The organism is Gimesia aquarii, from assembly GCF_007748195.1.
GTDB classification, from domain to species: domain Bacteria; phylum Planctomycetota; class Planctomycetia; order Planctomycetales; family Planctomycetaceae; genus Gimesia; species Gimesia aquarii.
Window position 1 is genome coordinate 5,333,469 of sequence record NZ_CP037920.1, and the last position, 16,483, is coordinate 5,349,951.

Below are 16,483 nucleotides of genomic sequence, written 5' to 3' on the forward strand. Positions count from 1 at the left end.
ATGCATCCAAGACAATTCGATAAGAGTTGTCTTGGATGTTTCACTTTAAACCGTGCTACTCCCAACTGCGTACTTTTATGAAATGGACCATATCCCCTTCAGCAGCTTCTATGTTTTCCATCAATTGGAAATAGGCTTGGCAGTTTGGACTTTCATTTACAGCTTCCATGGCAGCCGATACATCCTCCTTACTGGCCCAGTGAATGACATCGACCCATTGTCGTCCCTCACGTTTCAGTAAGTCTCTTCTCAAGAACCCCTTTTGTTTGCGCAGGAAACCCTCCTGTAAAGCTTCAGAGGCCTTTAGCAACGCCGGCTCACTGATACCTTCGGCAAGAGTAAAAGGAGCCCATTCCACAATCACTTTTTCAGACATAATCATAATAGAACTCTTTCTTTAAATATTAGTTTGGCTATTTGAAATGACTCATCGTTGACAATAAATTTCTTTTTACGGCATGATTAACTCGAAATCTTTAGCACCAAATGAAGACCCATTCACAAAAATTTCAATGCGGTGTGTGCCTGGATAATAAACTCGTGTCGTAATTTTTTTGAGCGGATGTTTTCGTGAGACATTGAGTGTTGAAGAAGGTTCCAGAATTCCTGTTTTGCATTTAAAGACCTTAGGAGTAGTGGTCCCATTTGCTTTTTGATGATGAATTGCATAATCAATGATCAAATTCTGAGGTCTTGTGGAAGTAGATCGCAAAGAAATTTCAAACTTGAGCTCATTACCAAAATTGACAGATGGCGTCAAAATATCAAACGTTTCAAGCTCTGCTCTGAGTGTGCCGTATCCAAGCGCTTTTAAAGTCTTCTGGTGTCCCTGCTTGATCAAGGTACGACAAGCATGCCGCACTAATTTTTCTCTATTTTTTTCTGCATCTTTCATCCACCTTTTCGCAATTTCTGCCACAAGATCCGGATGATCTTTGGCAATATCATTCAAATTATTGGCAACAGAACGTCGTACATATTCTTCCTTGTCGTCCTTCAAGATTTCAAGTAGTGCCAAAATAGGGGTTGGGTCATCAATGAAACCGGGTAATTGCATCGCCCAGGGAAGACGTGGACGCGTGCCTTCCGAAACCAGACGACGTACATGATAGTTCGAATCTTTGGCCCATTTTTTCAGCACAGATAAAGTGCGTCTGGGCTCTGCTAAAAGAAAATGTCGAATGCCAAATTCAGAAGTAAACCGCTTGGTCATTTCCTTAAACAAAGACATGGAAAGGTCAAAGTGCTCAAGTCCCTGAAGGCCGACATATTCCACCATAGGCATCACCCCCCAACCAGAGATACCACTTTCTGCGTTGACTGGATCGTCAACATCACCTCCATTCTCCTCAGCAAGACTGCTCAACATCACGGAAGCCGCTTTTTCAAAATCACGAGGCAAAAAAGTGCAAAGCGCTTCAGTAATTTGTGCGGAGCGTTCTTTAAGCTCTAATTTTTTGAGACCTTTAGTCGACATTTTCGTAAACCCACTGCAATCAAAGTCAGGCCAGGCCCTCTGAAAATGTGCCCCCATAGCAACAATTATTTTTTTGTTAAACATGTTTTTAAACGGCTCAATCATCTCGTTCCTATTCTAGAATTACACTTTTATTTCTGATCGAAAGTTACTTAGTCAGTTTAAAATGATAAAAGTAACTCATTAGAACTATTTTCTAAGACATCAAAACAGCACACACTGAATTGGTTTGATTTTCGATGATGAATGATAATTGACTAATAAGACAAAATATGTCATATTTTATACATGGGACGTAAAAAAATACTATCCAGACTCGAACGCCTTGATGAACTCATTGGCTTGCTCAAAGCAGGAGAATTCTACACTGTTTCCGACCTTGCCAATCGCCTTTCTGTAACTCCTCGCACTTTGATGCGCGATCTGGATGTATTAAGAGACAAAGGTTACCCCATAGAAGCAAGTCAGGGACGCGGTGGGGGTATATGGCTGCGCCGCCATTGGGGAATTGGCCGGCTCAATCTCAATTACCGTGAGGTGATCGACTTATTGCTCAGTATGGCAGTCATGGAAAAAATTGGCTCTCCTATCTTTCTTGGAAATTTAAAAGCAATTCGACATAAGATATCTGTCTCTTTCCCACAGGAACAAAGAGATAGAATCCAAGCCTTAAGGAGAAGAATTCTGGTCGGCGAATTGGCCTCTCAACAGGTTTTGGAGGATTTTCAAAACGTGGCGGCGATTAAGGGGCATGCTGTATACGAAGCGTTCTTTGAAATGAAGGAACTCAAAATTACTTATGAAGATGCCGAAAAGAAAAAAACGAAGCGCATCATTGAACCACATTATTTACTTCTGAATTGGCCTGTGTGGTATGTAATGGCCTGGGATCATCTTCGAAACGATGCCAGATGCTTCAGACTGGATCGTATCAGAACAGCAAAAACAATCGAAAATTCATTTCGATTGATCAATGAGAAAAAGCTGATGGAATCGATTGAAGATTTTGCCTCTTCGATATAACTCAAAGGAGACCCGATGACCACTGAAAGAGTACAAAACAGCAATCACTGACAACTTTTGCTCGAATTAGTTCATAATCTACTTATTTTATGATACATTGAATGTGATTAATTTTGAGTGACTAATCACATCTTTTCCCTTTGTGAGGTGACATAACATGAAAACTGTAAAACAGGTTATGGTCGAGCTCAAGAAAAAAGGCGACGCACAGACTCGAAAGACCTACGCACGTCATGGGATGCCGGAGGACACGTTTGGTGTGAAGATTGCTGATCTCAAATTGATTGCCAAGAAAATCAAAGGAAACCAAGCACTGGCCTGCGAGTTATATGAGACAGGAAATTACGATGCCATGTACCTAGCCGGTATTGTGGCTGATGGCTCACAAATGACAAAAAAGCAACTGGAATCATGGGCCAAAACAGCAACATGTGCCATGCTATCGGAGTATACTGTCCCTGGAGTTGCCAGCGAAAGCCCTCATGCTCAGGCGCTGGCCATGAAATGGATTCGATCCAAGACGGAGTCGATTGCGAGTAGTGGTTGGAATACCTACACTGGCATCATAGCGACAACACCTGATGAAGACTTAGATCTGGAGGAAATTAAATCGCTCTTGGATCGAGTTGCCAGAGAAGTTCACCAGGCACCTAATAAAGTTCGTTACACAATGAATGGATTTGTCATAGCCGTGGGTTCCTACGTTAAACCACTGTTGAAAAAGGCTAAGCAGGTCGCAAAGAAAGTAGGTGTTGTGTCGGTCGACATGGGCGATACCGCGTGCAAAGTTCCACAGGCCTTGACATACATTGAAAAGATCGAATCAGCAGGTCGAGTTGGTAAAAAGCGCAAAACAATTAAATGCTAATCATCACTTGAATGAATCTTTCCCATCAACCCAAACTTTTCTTGAATCTCTCAAAAAAGAAGTCCGGGCAAACTGGACTACCCGGACATCATTTTTTACTAAGGTTGAAAATCTTTTTCAGTGACCTGTCTCACCTTGTATAAGCACATCGAGTGGTCCCTGCTTTGCATGATCAATATCTTGCTTTCGCTTTAGCCTCTTCTGCTCTCTTGAGGGCCGCTTTGAGTTGTTCGATCTGTTCGAAAGCCGCTTTGAGTTGTGCCACTTCTTTTGTAAGACGCTCAATCTCAGCTTGCTTTTTCATAATTAAGTCTCTGCCACTCTTTTCGTATTGCAGATGTTGGACGATTTTTTCGATCACAGCCGGATCACCTAGACCTTTAATTTCCTTACCTGAACGCGAGTGTGACTTTGGTGAATGCAGCTGAGTTGGTCCTGGCAAACCGATTGCAATCCCGGAAACAGGTGTGGTATTTTTGATTGATGTATTTCTTCTCTGACTTGCGGTATGGGACAACTCCGGAGTCCCAAAAACTGTGATATGCGGAGGTTGAGTTTTGCTTTGAATCCTCACGTTTTTGCGAGTTTGTGCCGCGAGTAACTGTTTGAGTAGCGACTCCATTCGATCCACGCGTTTTTCCAATGAATCCGAATGACTCTTACGGGCCTGCCTGTGGCCATCCTCGTCAGAATCATCACTCAAAAGGAGTTCTTCTTCTCTGTCTTCATTTTGAGCTTTAATTTTCGATGAACGGATCAATTTCCGCCGGTTCACTTGAGTCTCGGGAGATGGAAGAATACTGTCGTCCAGTTCATCACCTTTATTAACAGGCTTGACCTTTACCCGAACGCGTTTCGGCCCCGGGACCGGGAGTTCTTCGTCCTGCTCGACCTCAATATTAATATCCAGATCCGAGGGCACAACCTCTTTTTGCCCCAAAGCGACTTCGGCTGCCATCGGCAAAACCCCAAACGCCAGCGTCAAAATCATTATTTTAACAACCGGTGATGCCGGCTTTCCGAATTCGTTTTTCAAAATCATTTCAACTCTCCGTTTTAGAGAACAGGAATGACCAAATCCGCTTGCCAACACAGGCGAAGAGACTTGGTCTGACATGATAAATTCATTGGTACGTAGCAGCGCTTCTCCGTAATCTGCTAATTGATCCGGATACATTCGCAAAACAAGTGCGTCACAGCACGCTTCTTCCGCTGCCCGCAACTCACGGCGTACCCACAAGACGATTGGATTCCACCAATAGAGCGAAACCACAACCACTTCCAAAAAACGCACCCAGTGATCTGCACGCCGTAGATGGGCAAATTCATGGGCCAAGATAGTAGCCAGTTGGTTACCATGCATTCCATCGACTAATTGCTTCGGCAATACGACATTTGGCGGATAAGCAGCAGGCCAGACCAGAGGGCTCACCACTGCTTCCGTGAGACGCAGATCCGGCAATCGGCTGAGAGAAAGTTTTTTAGCAATCGGTCCCGCGACAGACTTCAGTTCATCTGTTGCTGGCAACGTTTGACGTATGAGTCGATTGAATTCAACAACCCGACAACAGAATATGATGATCCAGATCAGAGAACCGGCCATCCAAACCAACCCGGGAATCACCCACCACAAAACTGTCTCGTCGGGAACGTCAGGTAAGAAAGGAAGCAGGCTCTCCCGACCTTCCGGGTGAGGCAGAACACTTGCCTCCACTGCTAAAGGGACGTGCTGACTTCTCGCCATAAGTTCAAACCCCTGCTCGGCCAATTCTGTATCATCCAAATGAGAAAGAGAATCGTTCAGAACCGGTGTAACAAGACTCCCACTCATAGTTTCAACTTCTTCTAATTTGAGCGGTTCCGGTTTGGAAAAGTTGATTTGACTCTCATTCAGAGACAAAGTCTCTGTAGCATCCTTTGCTGGGAAATGAGCAGACATATGTGGAACAGGAATAGAAACATGCCAAAGCGGCGGCGACACCAGTTTGACAAGCACCAGTAACCACAATAGATGAGCCACATGTGGACTCTTCCAAATCCTTGTGATAACCAATACCAGAAGAGCCATCACTGAAGCGACTAGCGCATTGCTGATTCCAGTTTCAAATAGAGTTTGCCACATCACTTATAACCCCTTGGGTTTGTAATTTTTGAGCATTTTACGAATCGCATCGGCATCTTCCTGACTCAGTTTTTGAGCCTCCATCAAATGCAGAATAAACGGCGCCATCGAACCATCCGAAAGCTGATCAGCCAATTCAGCTAGTTTCAACCCGGCAATATCTGATTCGGTCACCGCAGCGGCAAATCCATGCGGGTGCGTGCTCCGATCACGTTTCACGGCCCCCTTCGCTTCCAACCGTTTGAGCATCGAATGAACGGTAGCAAAATCTGATGCCGTACAATTCGGATATACTTCTTCGGTAATCCGACGGGCCGTTTCTTTACCGTTCTGCCATAGTACACGGAGCACCGCAAACTCGGTATCCGTCACATGCAGAGTCTTTTTCCTGGCCATATTGCCTCCGAAATAACTTGAACAAATCCGTTATAGACAACTTGCCTATAATCTGTCAAGACCTTTTCGAAAAACCTGAACTATGGCGAAACTAAGAATAAGCCTCTCCCACGATCGACTCAACCAGACATGTTACAGCTGATATGTTTCATAAGCCGAATTACAGGGTGTCCCCCGCGAAACATGCATCCGTCTTTGCTCCGGTTCAATGATGACTGAAAATACCGTTTGCCAGAATCCGGTTCCATCATCATCGTTGACGTGCCGACAAATGGAACGCGGATGATCTTCATGATCAGAGAGTGCGGCTTTGATCTCATCGATGTTCATTCCATTGGCACTAGAGTTTAGCAAGGTATCAATGCGCGCCTTGCGGGGATGAGATTCGATCAATTCCGGGAACTGTTCGTTATATTCACAGATTTCCGGATGAAGGCAATGGTTGGTATGTGTAATCCAGCTTGTTACATCAGGACGCAGGACATAAACTTTTTCAATAGACGCTTCAATATCGACCGGTCCTTCAGGAGTCGCCAACATAATATTCACGGGAATCGCTCGATTGGCACGTTGGATCGCATTCGCTGCTTCATCAAGCGATTTCGCTTCATAAAGACCACGCAAAGTGAAATAATGAGGAACCCCAAGCGATCGACTCGGTGCTGGCAGTGTATTCACACAGGCACCGATGCCAGCATCGTTGAATCCAATATACGCTATTAAGCCAGCCTGAGTCACGTTCAGTAATGCAGGCTTACCAATCGGCCGGCGTGTCAGAACCACCGTGAATGGATCAAGTGCTGGATCACTATCCCAATTCTGCGCAACGACCATGCCCCGTTCCGAATTAGCAGGTAAACTTAACGCCGTGCAACCCGCGTCCGAATCGGCTGTGAATTGATTTCGAATCTGCAAAAGCATCAATTCCCATAAAGGCAAGTCCACAGCTTCTGCAACACCCCGTAATTCATCCACCGAATCCTGACTATAGCTTTCAGCCAGTGGGATGCAACTTTCGGAGATGCTTTTTGCTTTTTCATAACTTACTTGAACGGTTTTATTCAGACGTTCTAAAGCGATGGCACAAAAAGCACGTACTTCTTCGCAAGCGGCTTCTCCCAATTGCCTCCCCATTTCGTAAGGCGTGCCAGAAATTTCGATTTCACGGTATCGGGTTTCATTAGACATGAGAGTCTCTCATTACAGGCAGGTTTAATAGCGAAATTACATGTGTATTGACGGTCACATTTTTCAAGTTAGTAATCGTTATTGTAAAATAAAAACTCTAAAGAATCATGTTATCATGGCTTATGAGAAAATGAATCGATAAACTAGAAAATAAATCAAGTAGAATCATTTTGCATATTGGACCTTTTAACTGATTGCAGCCAGCCTCTGACTTCCAAGGTGAAGAATGACACGCATACACAGTTTTGCTGCTCTATTGATCTTAGTATTGATTCTCGTTAATAATTCCAGTGCTCAGGAAAAGTCACCTGCGTTTCAATATCGATTCAAAAATGCTTCGATTCCATCGGCTACTTCGAACGAACCAAAAGCTGCTCAATTTTCTTCGAATTTAGTAAAAGACCATCTTGATCTTGGTGCAACGCTGTGGGCAAAGCAAAAAAAATGTGTCTCTTGCCATACACACGGAATCTACATGCTGACTCGTCCCGCGTTAACACCTTATTGGGGCGCACCCTCGAAAGAAACGCGTGCGTTTGTTGTCGCACAAGCAAAGGAGTTGAGAGAAAACAATGACCGGACAGGATCACTGCCTGTCCAAATGGCATACATCGCCCGTGGACTGGCCGCATGGGATTCTCAGTTTCGCCAACAAACTTCAACTGAAGCAGACGCTGCTTTGCGACATTTATTTGAAATGCAGGCAGAAGGGGGACATATTCTCGTCAAAGATCGTTGGCCTCCTTTGAATTCCAGTACGTATCATGGCACTGCGATGGCAGCAATGGCCGTCGCGAATGCGCCAGGCTGGCTGGCTAATCTCGATGATGCAGAGCTCCTGGCAAAGATCGATAAGCTAAAACATTATCTCAGAGAGACAACACCGAAGAACGATCATGAGGGTGTTCTACTACTATGGGCATCAACTTGTATGATGGATCTTCTAACAGACGAAAGACAACAAAGTCTGGTGGACATGATTTGGAAACATCAACGGGAAGACGGGGGTTGGTCAATCCGAACCTTCGCGACACCCGAGAGTTTGGGCGGGGGAAAACGTACTGAAAGTCTTCGAGCTGAACCAGATTATCAAAACCCATCCAGCGATGGATATCAGACTGGTTTAGTAGTCGTCGTGTTGCGAGACGCTGGCATCTCGGCAGATCATCCACGAATCAAGAAAGCAGTGAAGTGGCTGTTGTCCCATCAACGAGAATCTGGCCGCTGGTGGACACGTTCGCTTAACACAAGGTCACGCTTTCACTTTATTTCTTATAGCGGTACAGCCTACTCAGCTTTGGCACTCGCCAAGTGCGGTGCCTTAGCAACAACTTCTCAATCACCAGAGTAGTTCGACACGAAAAACAGAATAGGCACACAAAACTAACTGCTGCTTTTCGTTAGATTTTTTGAAAGCCAGTTCCGCAAGCTTCGTGCATCAGTTCCAAGCGGCGAAGGAACCGTAACGAAAAGAAACTTTCCATCAGTACCTACAACAACCATGCGATTGGGTCTGCCTGCGTATGCCTTCCCGACACGATTGTCGATTGTATCGATGGCAATCGGAATGTTGAGATCCTTTGTACGTTGGCAGATAGCCGCGTTTGAAACACGTGTTAGCATGTCTGTTGGTTGGGGGATCTTGCGCAAACTCTCTTTACCGTTCTGATCGATGACCGACAAGACCGAATCGGGATGGGCTTCGCGAACATAAACGAACAGAAACTGAGCACGATCTTTAAATTGTTCGTAGACGGCATCAACTCCTTCCAACTGATTTCGAAAAGGAGGGCAAGTAAAACTTCCAAAAATCAGCACGACGGGTTGATTGGCTCGTAAATCGTGAAGTGTGACATTCTGCCTCGTCTTCTTATTTGCCGATTTTTGTGTACGAGACGTTTTCCTGCTTGAAGTATCTTGCCATAACAGAGGAAGCGAAAACTCGGGAGCTATATTTCCTACTTCTAATTGATCAACCCAACGTTCGCCACTCCGGTCGGGTCGGGTAATCACTTCACCAGGCTTACGAAAACCTCGACCACGCCCCTTCTTGGACTGAGCCGAAACATAGTCGACGAACAGCAAATTGAAGGTACAAACAAAAATGCCAGGTATCACCCAGAATGATGTTGTGCGTTGCATGGACTTTCTCGGCATAAAGAGACCCTAAGTCGATCATTCAGAGAATAATGAAGAAAACACCAATCATTTAAACCCAATTATTCCGTCCAGGTTTCGCAGTTTTTGAAAGAAAGTTTCAAATTCTACAGTTGAATGATCATAGGTAGCAGCGCAATGAAGGGAGTAGCATTCGAAGCAATCGATTTGGAATTCCTTTTGTGAAATTAAGCAGATGAAAGAATAGGTTAACCTAAGTTCTCTCTCATAAATCTTGCTGCAAGGGCAATGGAGACTTTGAAATGAAAGCCAGTATTTTAGTCGGCTGTACCGATGTCGTTATTGAACGCGTCTTGAACAAGTCGGCGTTCGTGTCGCTGGTGTGCAATGTAGCTAGAGATCCAGTCTCGCAAGTCGTGTCGTAACTCATCCGCGATCTTTTTGAGAGGACGTGCCGCCTGCATACGTATTTGCAACTCTTTTAACTTAACCAGTAGTTCACAACGTTCCTCATATAAATTTTTGACCTGTGCTTGCCAGTTGGGATGCTCCTCAAGTACTTCCTCCATATAGCCACCTTGATCTTGTAACTCAAATTCGCGGGGCATTGTTTTCAACAGCGTATCCAGTACCTCAGAGATCCACTTCCAGGCCCCCACATCTCCATCGGCTTCCTCTAATAAATCTAATAAGTCACCAAGAAGAATGTATTCTAAGGCCGAGATATCGATTAATGTGTTATTTCCAATGTGTGAATTTCTGGCCATAAAGAAGCCCTCCTTAATTTTGCTAAGATGCCCGTTCGGAATGAACACCATCTTTTTTTGATACGAGATTGCTATTCGTAGGCAACTCCTGTTTTAATCTTGCTTGATCAATGGGAAGTGAAATGAGAATGCTTTGAACTGATGTTACCAATTTAACATCCGAGGGTAAAAAGGTCAAAAAAACTTTTGAATCTGGTACTCCGAGATAAACGTAACATCATCTATCTCATCTCTTTGTCTGAAATCGTAAATAGAAGCAAACACCTTTCTAGAACAGGGTTTATAGATCCGTTTTTTCGCATTTCCAAAAATGATCTTTTTCAAGCTACTACTGAAACAAAACTCACCAAAAAGTGTCGTAATATCTCATTTAAAGTTTGTCTTAATCGCCTACAATTTTAGAGAGGCCAAACGACAATTCTAGAATCATGGTTTTGCATTCGATACACTGAAGGCAGAACTACAGTGGAAATCTGAATGTTGAAAATTGCTAATTCAAAATCGCATATCGTTAACTCAAGTTTGAGTTGTTTCGTAGACAGGACTAAATAACATGCCCACAACAACTGGTATGAAAGGCGGTGGTTACTACGACGCTAACTCGGAAGAACAGCGATCTGCCTCTGATGCATTTCTTCCCTGGCTCGAAGAAGCTATTGCCGCGTTACCTGCGCCGGACTCGAATCAGCAATCATGGAATTTTCTTGATATCGGCTCTTCGGAGGGAGCCAATGCCATCCATACTATGAAGCATCTGATTGAAACAGTACGTCGTCAATCTGACCTGCCTGTCTGGGCTTTGTTCGACGATCTCCCCACGAACGATTTCAATCAGCTGTTTTTGAATCTCTTTCCTGCTTCGACCCCTAGCCTTTCCGCAACCAACGTCTATACCGCAGCCATCGGGGGATCAGCGTTCGGAAGACTAGTTCCTCCCCAAAGCCTGCACCTGGCTACCACGTTTAATGCCATCGGCTTTTTTGAAACCCGACCGGCAGACAGGCTGCCACACTTTATTCTGCCGATGGAGCCCAATCCCCATGCACCACGTGAGGGAGTCGAAGTGTCAGTCAGTGAACTGATCCCGTTCCAGAATCAGGCCCATCAGGATCTATGCCACTTTTACGCCGCACGGGCTGACGAACTAGTTGTCGGCGGTAAGCTTCTGGTCCAGATCTTTGGGAGAAACGAAACTCATTCTACTGGCCACGGGCTCATGGATGTACTCAGTGATGCTTTACTGGATTTTGTCGAAGCAGATATGTTACCGCGCAGTTTTTATGAAGGTTTTGTTTTCCCCGCTTATTATCGCGATATTGAAGAACTAATTGCTCCCATCCGGAACAAACCAGAACTAGCAGCCGCCTATCGTATCGAACATGCAGAATCACGCGATGTTCCAGTGCCTTTCAATACTGTTTTTGCCTCTACCAACGATAGGGAAACCTGGGCTCATAGCTATATCAGTTTTCTGCGTGCTTTTTCAGAACCGGTACTTGCAGCTGCACTGCCGGACGATTTACTAAAAGAAAATATCGTTGAGAAACTCTATCAACGCATGGAACGTCTGCTGATGGATCATCCGCAGCGATACGAGTTTCATTTTATCTCGATTGCCACCTTGCTAACGCGAATCTAACAAAGATTTTGAAAGAGGAACTGGAATCATGGAGTCATTCGGACAAAAATATAATGAACTCACACCTGAGGAAGCCCGTGTGATCATAAATAAAGGAACCGAGCGACCTTTCGTAGGAGAATATACAGAGCTCAAAGAAGCGGGAACCTTCATCTGTCGACAATGCAATGCGCCCTTATATCGTAGTGAAGACAAGTTTGAGAGCCACTGTGGCTGGCCCAGTTTTGATGATGAACTTCCCGAAGCCGTCGAACGCCTTCCCGATACCGATGGTTCTCGCACAGAAATCGTCTGCCGTAACTGTGGAGGCCATTTAGGGCATGTTTTTTTGGGCGAACATATGACCGAAAAAAATACGCGACACTGTGTGAATTCCATCTCGATGAAATTTATTCCCACTCATCAATCCCTGCCAACCGTCATCAAAGAAATTCAATCCTGAATCTGCTATGAACTACAGGAGAGCATAGAACAGCCAGCCCTGCTGCGCGCCCACTCAGGACGTTTCGCAGCATGCTGGTCCTGGTCTGGCTGCTCGTCATACGGATGTCGCAATAACTCAAGCAAATCGTTGACCATTGAAAAATCGCCCTGCTCTGCTTTATCAATCGCCAATTGTGCCAGATAGTTTCGTAGCACGTATTTGGGATTGACACGGTTCATCTTTTCTCTTCTGACTATATCAGAAGATTGTTCATCGCGGAGTCGCTTCTGATAACCTAGAATCCAATCGCAAATTTTTGTGCGAACTTCTCCGGTGACTTTTTCAGGCTCGTAGTAAGCATCCATTAGCGGTTCGAGCATCGCCATTTCATCGGCAATTTCATCACTTCCATTTTCAGATTCTATTAATGACAGTTTACGAAAGAAAATCGTCATATCAGTTTCAACCAACTGCAGGACCTCTGCAAGTTCTTCAAACATTTTATGGTCCGTCTCGGTTTGAAACGAACTCAGACCCAATTTTTCTGCCATCATAGACTGCCAACCCTGCTCAAAACCATCCGTGTACACATCCAATGCCTGCTGCAATGGCTCAGCATCTTCAATCAAAGGATAGACGGCATTCGCCAGTCGCACAAGATTCCAAAGTGCAATCTGTGGCTGGTTCCCAAATCGGTACCGACGTCCAGAAGCATCAGTTGTGTTGGGAGTCCAGTTCGGGTCGTAACCTTCCAGCCAACCATAGGGTCCATAATCGATGGTTAAACCAAGAATCGACATATTGTCTGTGTTCATGACGCCATGCACAAACCCGACGCGCATCCAATGCACCATCATCTCCGCAGTACGACGGCAAACTTCTTCGAACCAGTGCAAGTAGACGTCGTGATTCGGCTCGCCAAGATGCGGAAAATCGGTTCGAATCGTATAGTTGACCAGTTTGCTCAGTGTTTTGATATCACCACGGGCCGCAAATATTTCATAATTCCCAAAACGAAGGAACGACGGCGCAACACGGCAGACAACGGCCCCAGGTTCAAGTTTGGGATGTCCATCATAAAACATATCTCGTTCGACCTGCTCACCCGTTAACACCAAACTCAAAGCACGTGTCGTTGGAACTCCCAGGTGAAACATGGCTTCACTACACAGAAACTCGCGAACTGAAGAACGCAGGACTGCTAAACCATCTGCTGTACGCGAATAAGGAGTAGGACCAGCGCCCTTCAGTTGCAAGGTCCAATGTTCTTCTCGTTGATTAAGCACTTCTCCCAGATTAATGGCCCGCCCATCTCCCAATTGACCTGCCCAGTTTCCAAACTGATGACCGCCATAACACATGGCAAACGGTTCCATGCCCTCCAACACATGATTTCCGGCGAAAACCGCAGCGAACTGATCAGACTCCGAGGGATCTATTTGCAGGTCCAACAGATCAGCGACTTCTTTTGAATAAGCAACTAACTGAGGTTGTGCCACTTGAGTGGGCATCACAGACGAGTAGCAGGACTCTGTGACTTGCCGACGAAAATTTTTTGTCTCGAGATCGGCCGGCAACTCCCGTGTAAATTGGTTATCGAACTGCAGCTCATCCAGACGTCGGACCGTTTGTTTATGTGTCATAACGCTATTTAGTTGTTTAGGTAGAATAGAGAAAAGTGAAGCGTCTTAAAAAGCTGATCAATTTCTATCAAATTTGAAAGCGCATTTTTTCTATTATAGGCAGTCTCTTCTCAAAAACATGGACCAGTTAAAAGAAAAAGAGTGTCTTTAATCCTTCAAAAACACTCTTCTGTGAATAGGTTCTGCTGAGATTCAAATTATTCTTCCAATCGCTGGATTTTTTTCGAAGCAAGATATGCTGTAAACAGCGTGATGACGCTGACCATTCCGTATACAAGGGGGAAATGTTTGTTTGCAAGATTGAATTTACCTCCTCGTTCAGCTGTGAATAGATTGTTGTAAACAAAGATGGGATCATAATCAGAGATTGTAGGAATCGATTCCATGACCATTGAGCCAATAAAAAAGAAGGAGAGCGCGACCACAGCCCCTCGCACTGGCTTTTTCCACCAGCAGACTCCCAAAACCGCCAGTGAATACATCATTGAATGCAACACTGGGTAACAGACGATATAAGACCAGCTTAAAAAATTCGTGTTATAGAAAGTGGTTTGGGAAGAAATATTTTGAAGTGAATTCCAACTGACTAAAATTGTTGTCCCATCCAAAACCAGCAAAACGGTAAAGAGCCCCACGAAATATTTAAACCAAAACCAACGGTTGATCGAAATGGGTCGGGAAATCCAAAAGTGTCCCAAATCAGGCGCAAGTTCGGCAGCAAAAACGCCCGAACCAACAACTGTCGCCCAAAGAATCCCCAACACCCACATCGTAGACGGTAGACTATAAGCCGTCATCTCCATTACTTTTTCAGGAGTACTCTCGGAAAACACTGTCATCAGAGCTACCAAACATGCCAATACGAATCCCGTGACTACTAATGGAACAGACTGCCTCAAGTTAATCCAAATCAGTGAAGAAGTTTGTCCTCGATGAGGAAAGGATATCCAGGAAAACAGAGGTGGTAGATTCCACCAACGTTTTTTACCATATGAGACAAAAGTTTTCCGTGTACCATATCGTCGAGTAAACCAAAATCCCAACCAGAACAAAATCACCAGATTCAGAATTAATGGTATCCAGACCCAATTGGCTATATCAATATCATGGTAAATGCCGCGTGTATCGCCATAACTAGAAAACAGAGCCAATGAGTGCGGAACAAAAATGCCGATCCAATTTCCTATCTGGGTGAATCCGGCAGATTGAATCATGACTCGAACCGCTGTCAACGGAATCCACAGAAACGCGATGATCGCCCCGAGAAAACCCACATGAGATTCGCGACGACAACGGACACCAATTACCACCATCGCCATGAATGAAGCTATGATTTGAATCACGACTATACAAATCACTTTTCCAAGTAAACCAACTGCAGGGATTGCAGCCAGACTGGGACGCAGTGTTCCAACCACACCAGGAATATTGACAATAGAACGACCAGAACCAAGACTTACTGCGCTTGGTGGCACTTGCTGCAGAACTCCGCATATTAACAACACTGCAAGAATGAAAGCACCCAGTAAGACTGGCCCCACCAAAGTAAAAATAGCAAATAATAATCTGACAGCAGCGATACGGTGGAGTGAAACAGGTAGTGTCGAGGAGAATGAAAGTGATTGATGTGTGACTTCACTTAAACACACCCTCATGGCCAGAAAAACTGTCATGAACAAACTATAAACTATACAGACAATGCTGAATCTGGAAACGGGTGTGCGATAACCCAATACGCTTTCATAAATCACAACATATATTAAACCACTTAGAATCCAGGCTAAACAAACAAAAAATGTTCGCTTTCGCTCATGCCATTCTTTCCAGAGCAGAGATTGTAAGACCGAATCCATATAACGGAACCTTTATTCTATCACACGCAAGGTACTTTGTTTCATTATACAACAACCGGCGTACCTGCTTGCGGCCAAGCCTGAGTGCGACCGATAACAAACGCTTCAAATATCTCATCGAGACTTAAGTCGACAACTTCATGATCAACTCCCAACTCGGTTAAGTGCTCCACAAAGTCTGCTGCACCATCGACGGTTACAATAAATTGATCTTCAAATTGCTGGACATCGCGCAGACCTTGGGGCGGTAACACTTGGGATATGCCATCAGAAGTCAAAACAATACGTTTGACTTCACTACGTAGTGTTTCTGTCGATGACTGGCGGATGATTCTGCCACCATCGAGAATTGCTACTGTGTCAGCGACTGCTTCGACTTCATCAAGTAAATGCGAACTAAATAGAACCGTTCGACCGGAAGCCTGTAAATGTTCGATCAAATCACGATTGAATTCTTTGCGGGCAATCGTATCGAGTCCTAACGCAGGATCATCCAGAATCACCACATTGGGTTGATGTGCAAGTGCCAACGTTAAACCTAGTTTGACATTTTGTCCTTTGGAAAGCTGTTCAATCCGTTGATGTCGAGGAATGTGAAATCGTTCCAGATAATCGTCGGCTAATTCCTGATGCCAGGCAGGATAAAATGGAGTAAGAAAATGACAAAGTTCAATAGGTGTCATCCAACCATACATAGTTTGATCTTCAGCGAGATAACCGACGCGGCGACGTAATTCAATCGCATCTCGGGTCGGGTCACAGCCATCGATTTCCATTGATCCACCATCTGGTTTCAATAAACCAAGCAGCATACGAATCATTGTTGTTTTCCCAGCCCCGTTTCTGCCCAGCAGTGCCAAAGTTTCACCACGAGGAATTTCCAACGAAACATTTTCAAGCACAACATTTTTACCAAACGTTTTGTGAAGTTGCTGAATTTTAATGGCTGTCTCTAACATGAACGA

Annotated in this window: 15 protein-coding genes; 5 read left to right on the top strand and 10 right to left on the bottom strand. The window is 44.7% G+C overall.

The window, feature by feature from the left end; genetic code table 11:
• Positions 1-55: 55 nt before the first annotated feature.
• On the bottom strand, positions 56-382 hold the full coding sequence (locus V144x_RS20425; protein WP_144987622.1) for a hypothetical protein: 327 nt from the start codon (positions 380-382) through the stop codon (positions 56-58).
• A gap of 69 nt (positions 383-451) precedes the next feature.
• Positions 452-1,477 carry a DNA alkylation repair protein gene (locus V144x_RS20430; protein ID WP_197998549.1) on the bottom strand — a complete coding sequence of 342 codons (1,026 nt, stop codon included), beginning with the start codon at positions 1,475-1,477 and terminating at the stop codon, positions 452-454.
• 288 nt (positions 1,478-1,765) lie between these two features.
• Between V144x_RS20430 and V144x_RS20435 the strand changes: the two genes are divergently transcribed.
• On the top strand, positions 1,766-2,500 hold the full coding sequence (locus V144x_RS20435) for a helix-turn-helix transcriptional regulator (protein WP_144987625.1): 735 nt from the start codon (positions 1,766-1,768) through the stop codon (positions 2,498-2,500).
• A 157-nt stretch (positions 2,501-2,657) separates the two neighbouring features.
• Entirely contained in the window at positions 2,658-3,368 is a 711-nt protein-coding gene (locus V144x_RS20440) for a DNA alkylation repair protein (RefSeq protein ID WP_144987627.1), read from the top strand.
• Between the two features lie 172 nt (positions 3,369-3,540).
• On the opposite strand, the gene V144x_RS20445 is transcribed toward V144x_RS20440, so the two are convergent.
• The 3 genes from V144x_RS20445 to V144x_RS20455 all read right to left on the bottom strand — a co-directional run bounded on the left by V144x_RS20445 (position 3,541) and on the right by V144x_RS20455 (position 7,074).
• Positions 3,541-5,490, bottom strand: a complete 1,950-nt coding sequence (locus V144x_RS20445; RefSeq protein ID WP_144987629.1) for a M56 family metallopeptidase — start codon at positions 5,488-5,490, stop codon at positions 3,541-3,543.
• Positions 5,491-5,493: 3 nt separating this feature from the next.
• Positions 5,494-5,886: a BlaI/MecI/CopY family transcriptional regulator gene (locus V144x_RS20450; RefSeq protein ID WP_144987631.1), complete on the bottom strand. Its 393-nt coding sequence runs from the start codon at positions 5,884-5,886 to the stop codon at positions 5,494-5,496.
• 132 nt (positions 5,887-6,018) lie between these two features.
• A complete protein-coding gene (locus tag V144x_RS20455; protein WP_144987633.1) occupies positions 6,019-7,074 on the bottom strand; it encodes a C45 family autoproteolytic acyltransferase/hydolase in 1,056 nt (351 codons plus the stop codon).
• Between the two features lie 226 nt (positions 7,075-7,300).
• Between V144x_RS20455 and V144x_RS20460 the strand changes: the two genes are divergently transcribed.
• Positions 7,301-8,425 carry a prenyltransferase/squalene oxidase repeat-containing protein gene (locus tag V144x_RS20460; protein ID WP_144987635.1) on the top strand — a complete coding sequence of 375 codons (1,125 nt, stop codon included), beginning with the start codon at positions 7,301-7,303 and terminating at the stop codon, positions 8,423-8,425.
• Positions 8,426-8,457: 32 nt separating this feature from the next.
• Here the strand turns inward: V144x_RS20460 and V144x_RS20465 are convergent, their stop codons facing one another.
• Together V144x_RS20465 and V144x_RS20470 are read right to left on the bottom strand one after the other, a co-directional pair.
• Entirely contained in the window at positions 8,458-9,216 is a 759-nt protein-coding gene (locus tag V144x_RS20465) for a deiodinase-like protein (protein ID WP_197998550.1), read from the bottom strand.
• A 293-nt stretch (positions 9,217-9,509) separates the two neighbouring features.
• On the bottom strand, positions 9,510-9,959 hold the full coding sequence (locus V144x_RS20470) for a hypothetical protein (protein ID WP_144987639.1): 450 nt from the start codon (positions 9,957-9,959) through the stop codon (positions 9,510-9,512).
• A 553-nt stretch (positions 9,960-10,512) separates the two neighbouring features.
• On the opposite strand from V144x_RS20470, the gene V144x_RS20475 reads away from it, so the two are divergent.
• Together V144x_RS20475 and V144x_RS20480 are read left to right on the top strand one after the other, a co-directional pair.
• The gene (locus V144x_RS20475) at positions 10,513-11,598 is read left to right on the top strand and encodes a class I SAM-dependent methyltransferase (protein ID WP_144987641.1); all 1,086 of its coding nucleotides are present in this window, start codon (positions 10,513-10,515) and stop codon (positions 11,596-11,598) included.
• A gap of 28 nt (positions 11,599-11,626) precedes the next feature.
• Complete coding sequence (locus V144x_RS20480; protein ID WP_144987643.1) at positions 11,627-12,040, top strand: methionine-R-sulfoxide reductase; 414 nt, start codon at positions 11,627-11,629, stop codon at positions 12,038-12,040.
• Between the two features lie 5 nt (positions 12,041-12,045).
• On the opposite strand, the gene V144x_RS20485 is transcribed toward V144x_RS20480, so the two are convergent.
• From V144x_RS20485 to V144x_RS20495, 3 genes are all read right to left on the bottom strand, one after another.
• Positions 12,046-13,665, bottom strand: coding sequence for a protein adenylyltransferase SelO (locus tag V144x_RS20485; RefSeq protein ID WP_144987645.1), 1,620 nt, complete (start codon positions 13,663-13,665; stop codon positions 12,046-12,048).
• A gap of 197 nt (positions 13,666-13,862) precedes the next feature.
• Entirely contained in the window at positions 13,863-15,518 is a 1,656-nt protein-coding gene (locus V144x_RS20490; RefSeq protein WP_144987647.1) for a hypothetical protein, read from the bottom strand.
• Positions 15,519-15,562: 44 nt separating this feature from the next.
• Positions 15,563-16,477, bottom strand: a complete 915-nt coding sequence (locus V144x_RS20495) for an ABC transporter ATP-binding protein (protein ID WP_144987649.1) — start codon at positions 16,475-16,477, stop codon at positions 15,563-15,565.
• Between the last annotated feature and the right edge of the window lie 6 nt (positions 16,478-16,483).

Excerpts from the sequence above, each read along its gene's own strand:
- V144x_RS20425 (WP_144987622.1), bottom strand. The coding sequence starts at position 382 with ATGATTATGTCTGAAAAAGTGATTGTGGAATGGGCTCCTTTTACTCTT.
- V144x_RS20430 (WP_197998549.1), bottom strand. The coding sequence starts at position 1,477 with ATGTCGACTAAAGGTCTCAAAAAATTAGAGCTTAAAGAACGCTCCGCA.
- V144x_RS20435 (WP_144987625.1), top strand. The coding sequence starts at position 1,766 with ATGGGACGTAAAAAAATACTATCCAGACTCGAACGCCTTGATGAACTC.
- V144x_RS20440 (WP_144987627.1), top strand. The coding sequence starts at position 2,658 with ATGAAAACTGTAAAACAGGTTATGGTCGAGCTCAAGAAAAAAGGCGAC.
- V144x_RS20445 (WP_144987629.1), bottom strand. The coding sequence starts at position 5,490 with ATGTGGCAAACTCTATTTGAAACTGGAATCAGCAATGCGCTAGTCGCT.
- V144x_RS20450 (WP_144987631.1), bottom strand. The coding sequence starts at position 5,886 with ATGGCCAGGAAAAAGACTCTGCATGTGACGGATACCGAGTTTGCGGTG.
- V144x_RS20455 (WP_144987633.1), bottom strand. The coding sequence starts at position 7,074 with ATGTCTAATGAAACCCGATACCGTGAAATCGAAATTTCTGGCACGCCT.
- V144x_RS20460 (WP_144987635.1), top strand. The coding sequence starts at position 7,301 with ATGACACGCATACACAGTTTTGCTGCTCTATTGATCTTAGTATTGATT.
- V144x_RS20465 (WP_197998550.1), bottom strand. The coding sequence starts at position 9,216 with ATGCAACGCACAACATCATTCTGGGTGATACCTGGCATTTTTGTTTGT.
- V144x_RS20470 (WP_144987639.1), bottom strand. The coding sequence starts at position 9,959 with ATGGCCAGAAATTCACACATTGGAAATAACACATTAATCGATATCTCG.
- V144x_RS20475 (WP_144987641.1), top strand. The coding sequence starts at position 10,513 with ATGCCCACAACAACTGGTATGAAAGGCGGTGGTTACTACGACGCTAAC.
- V144x_RS20480 (WP_144987643.1), top strand. The coding sequence starts at position 11,627 with ATGGAGTCATTCGGACAAAAATATAATGAACTCACACCTGAGGAAGCC.
- V144x_RS20485 (WP_144987645.1), bottom strand. The coding sequence starts at position 13,665 with ATGACACATAAACAAACGGTCCGACGTCTGGATGAGCTGCAGTTCGAT.
- V144x_RS20490 (WP_144987647.1), bottom strand. The coding sequence starts at position 15,518 with ATGGATTCGGTCTTACAATCTCTGCTCTGGAAAGAATGGCATGAGCGA.
- V144x_RS20495 (WP_144987649.1), bottom strand. The coding sequence starts at position 16,477 with ATGTTAGAGACAGCCATTAAAATTCAGCAACTTCACAAAACGTTTGGT.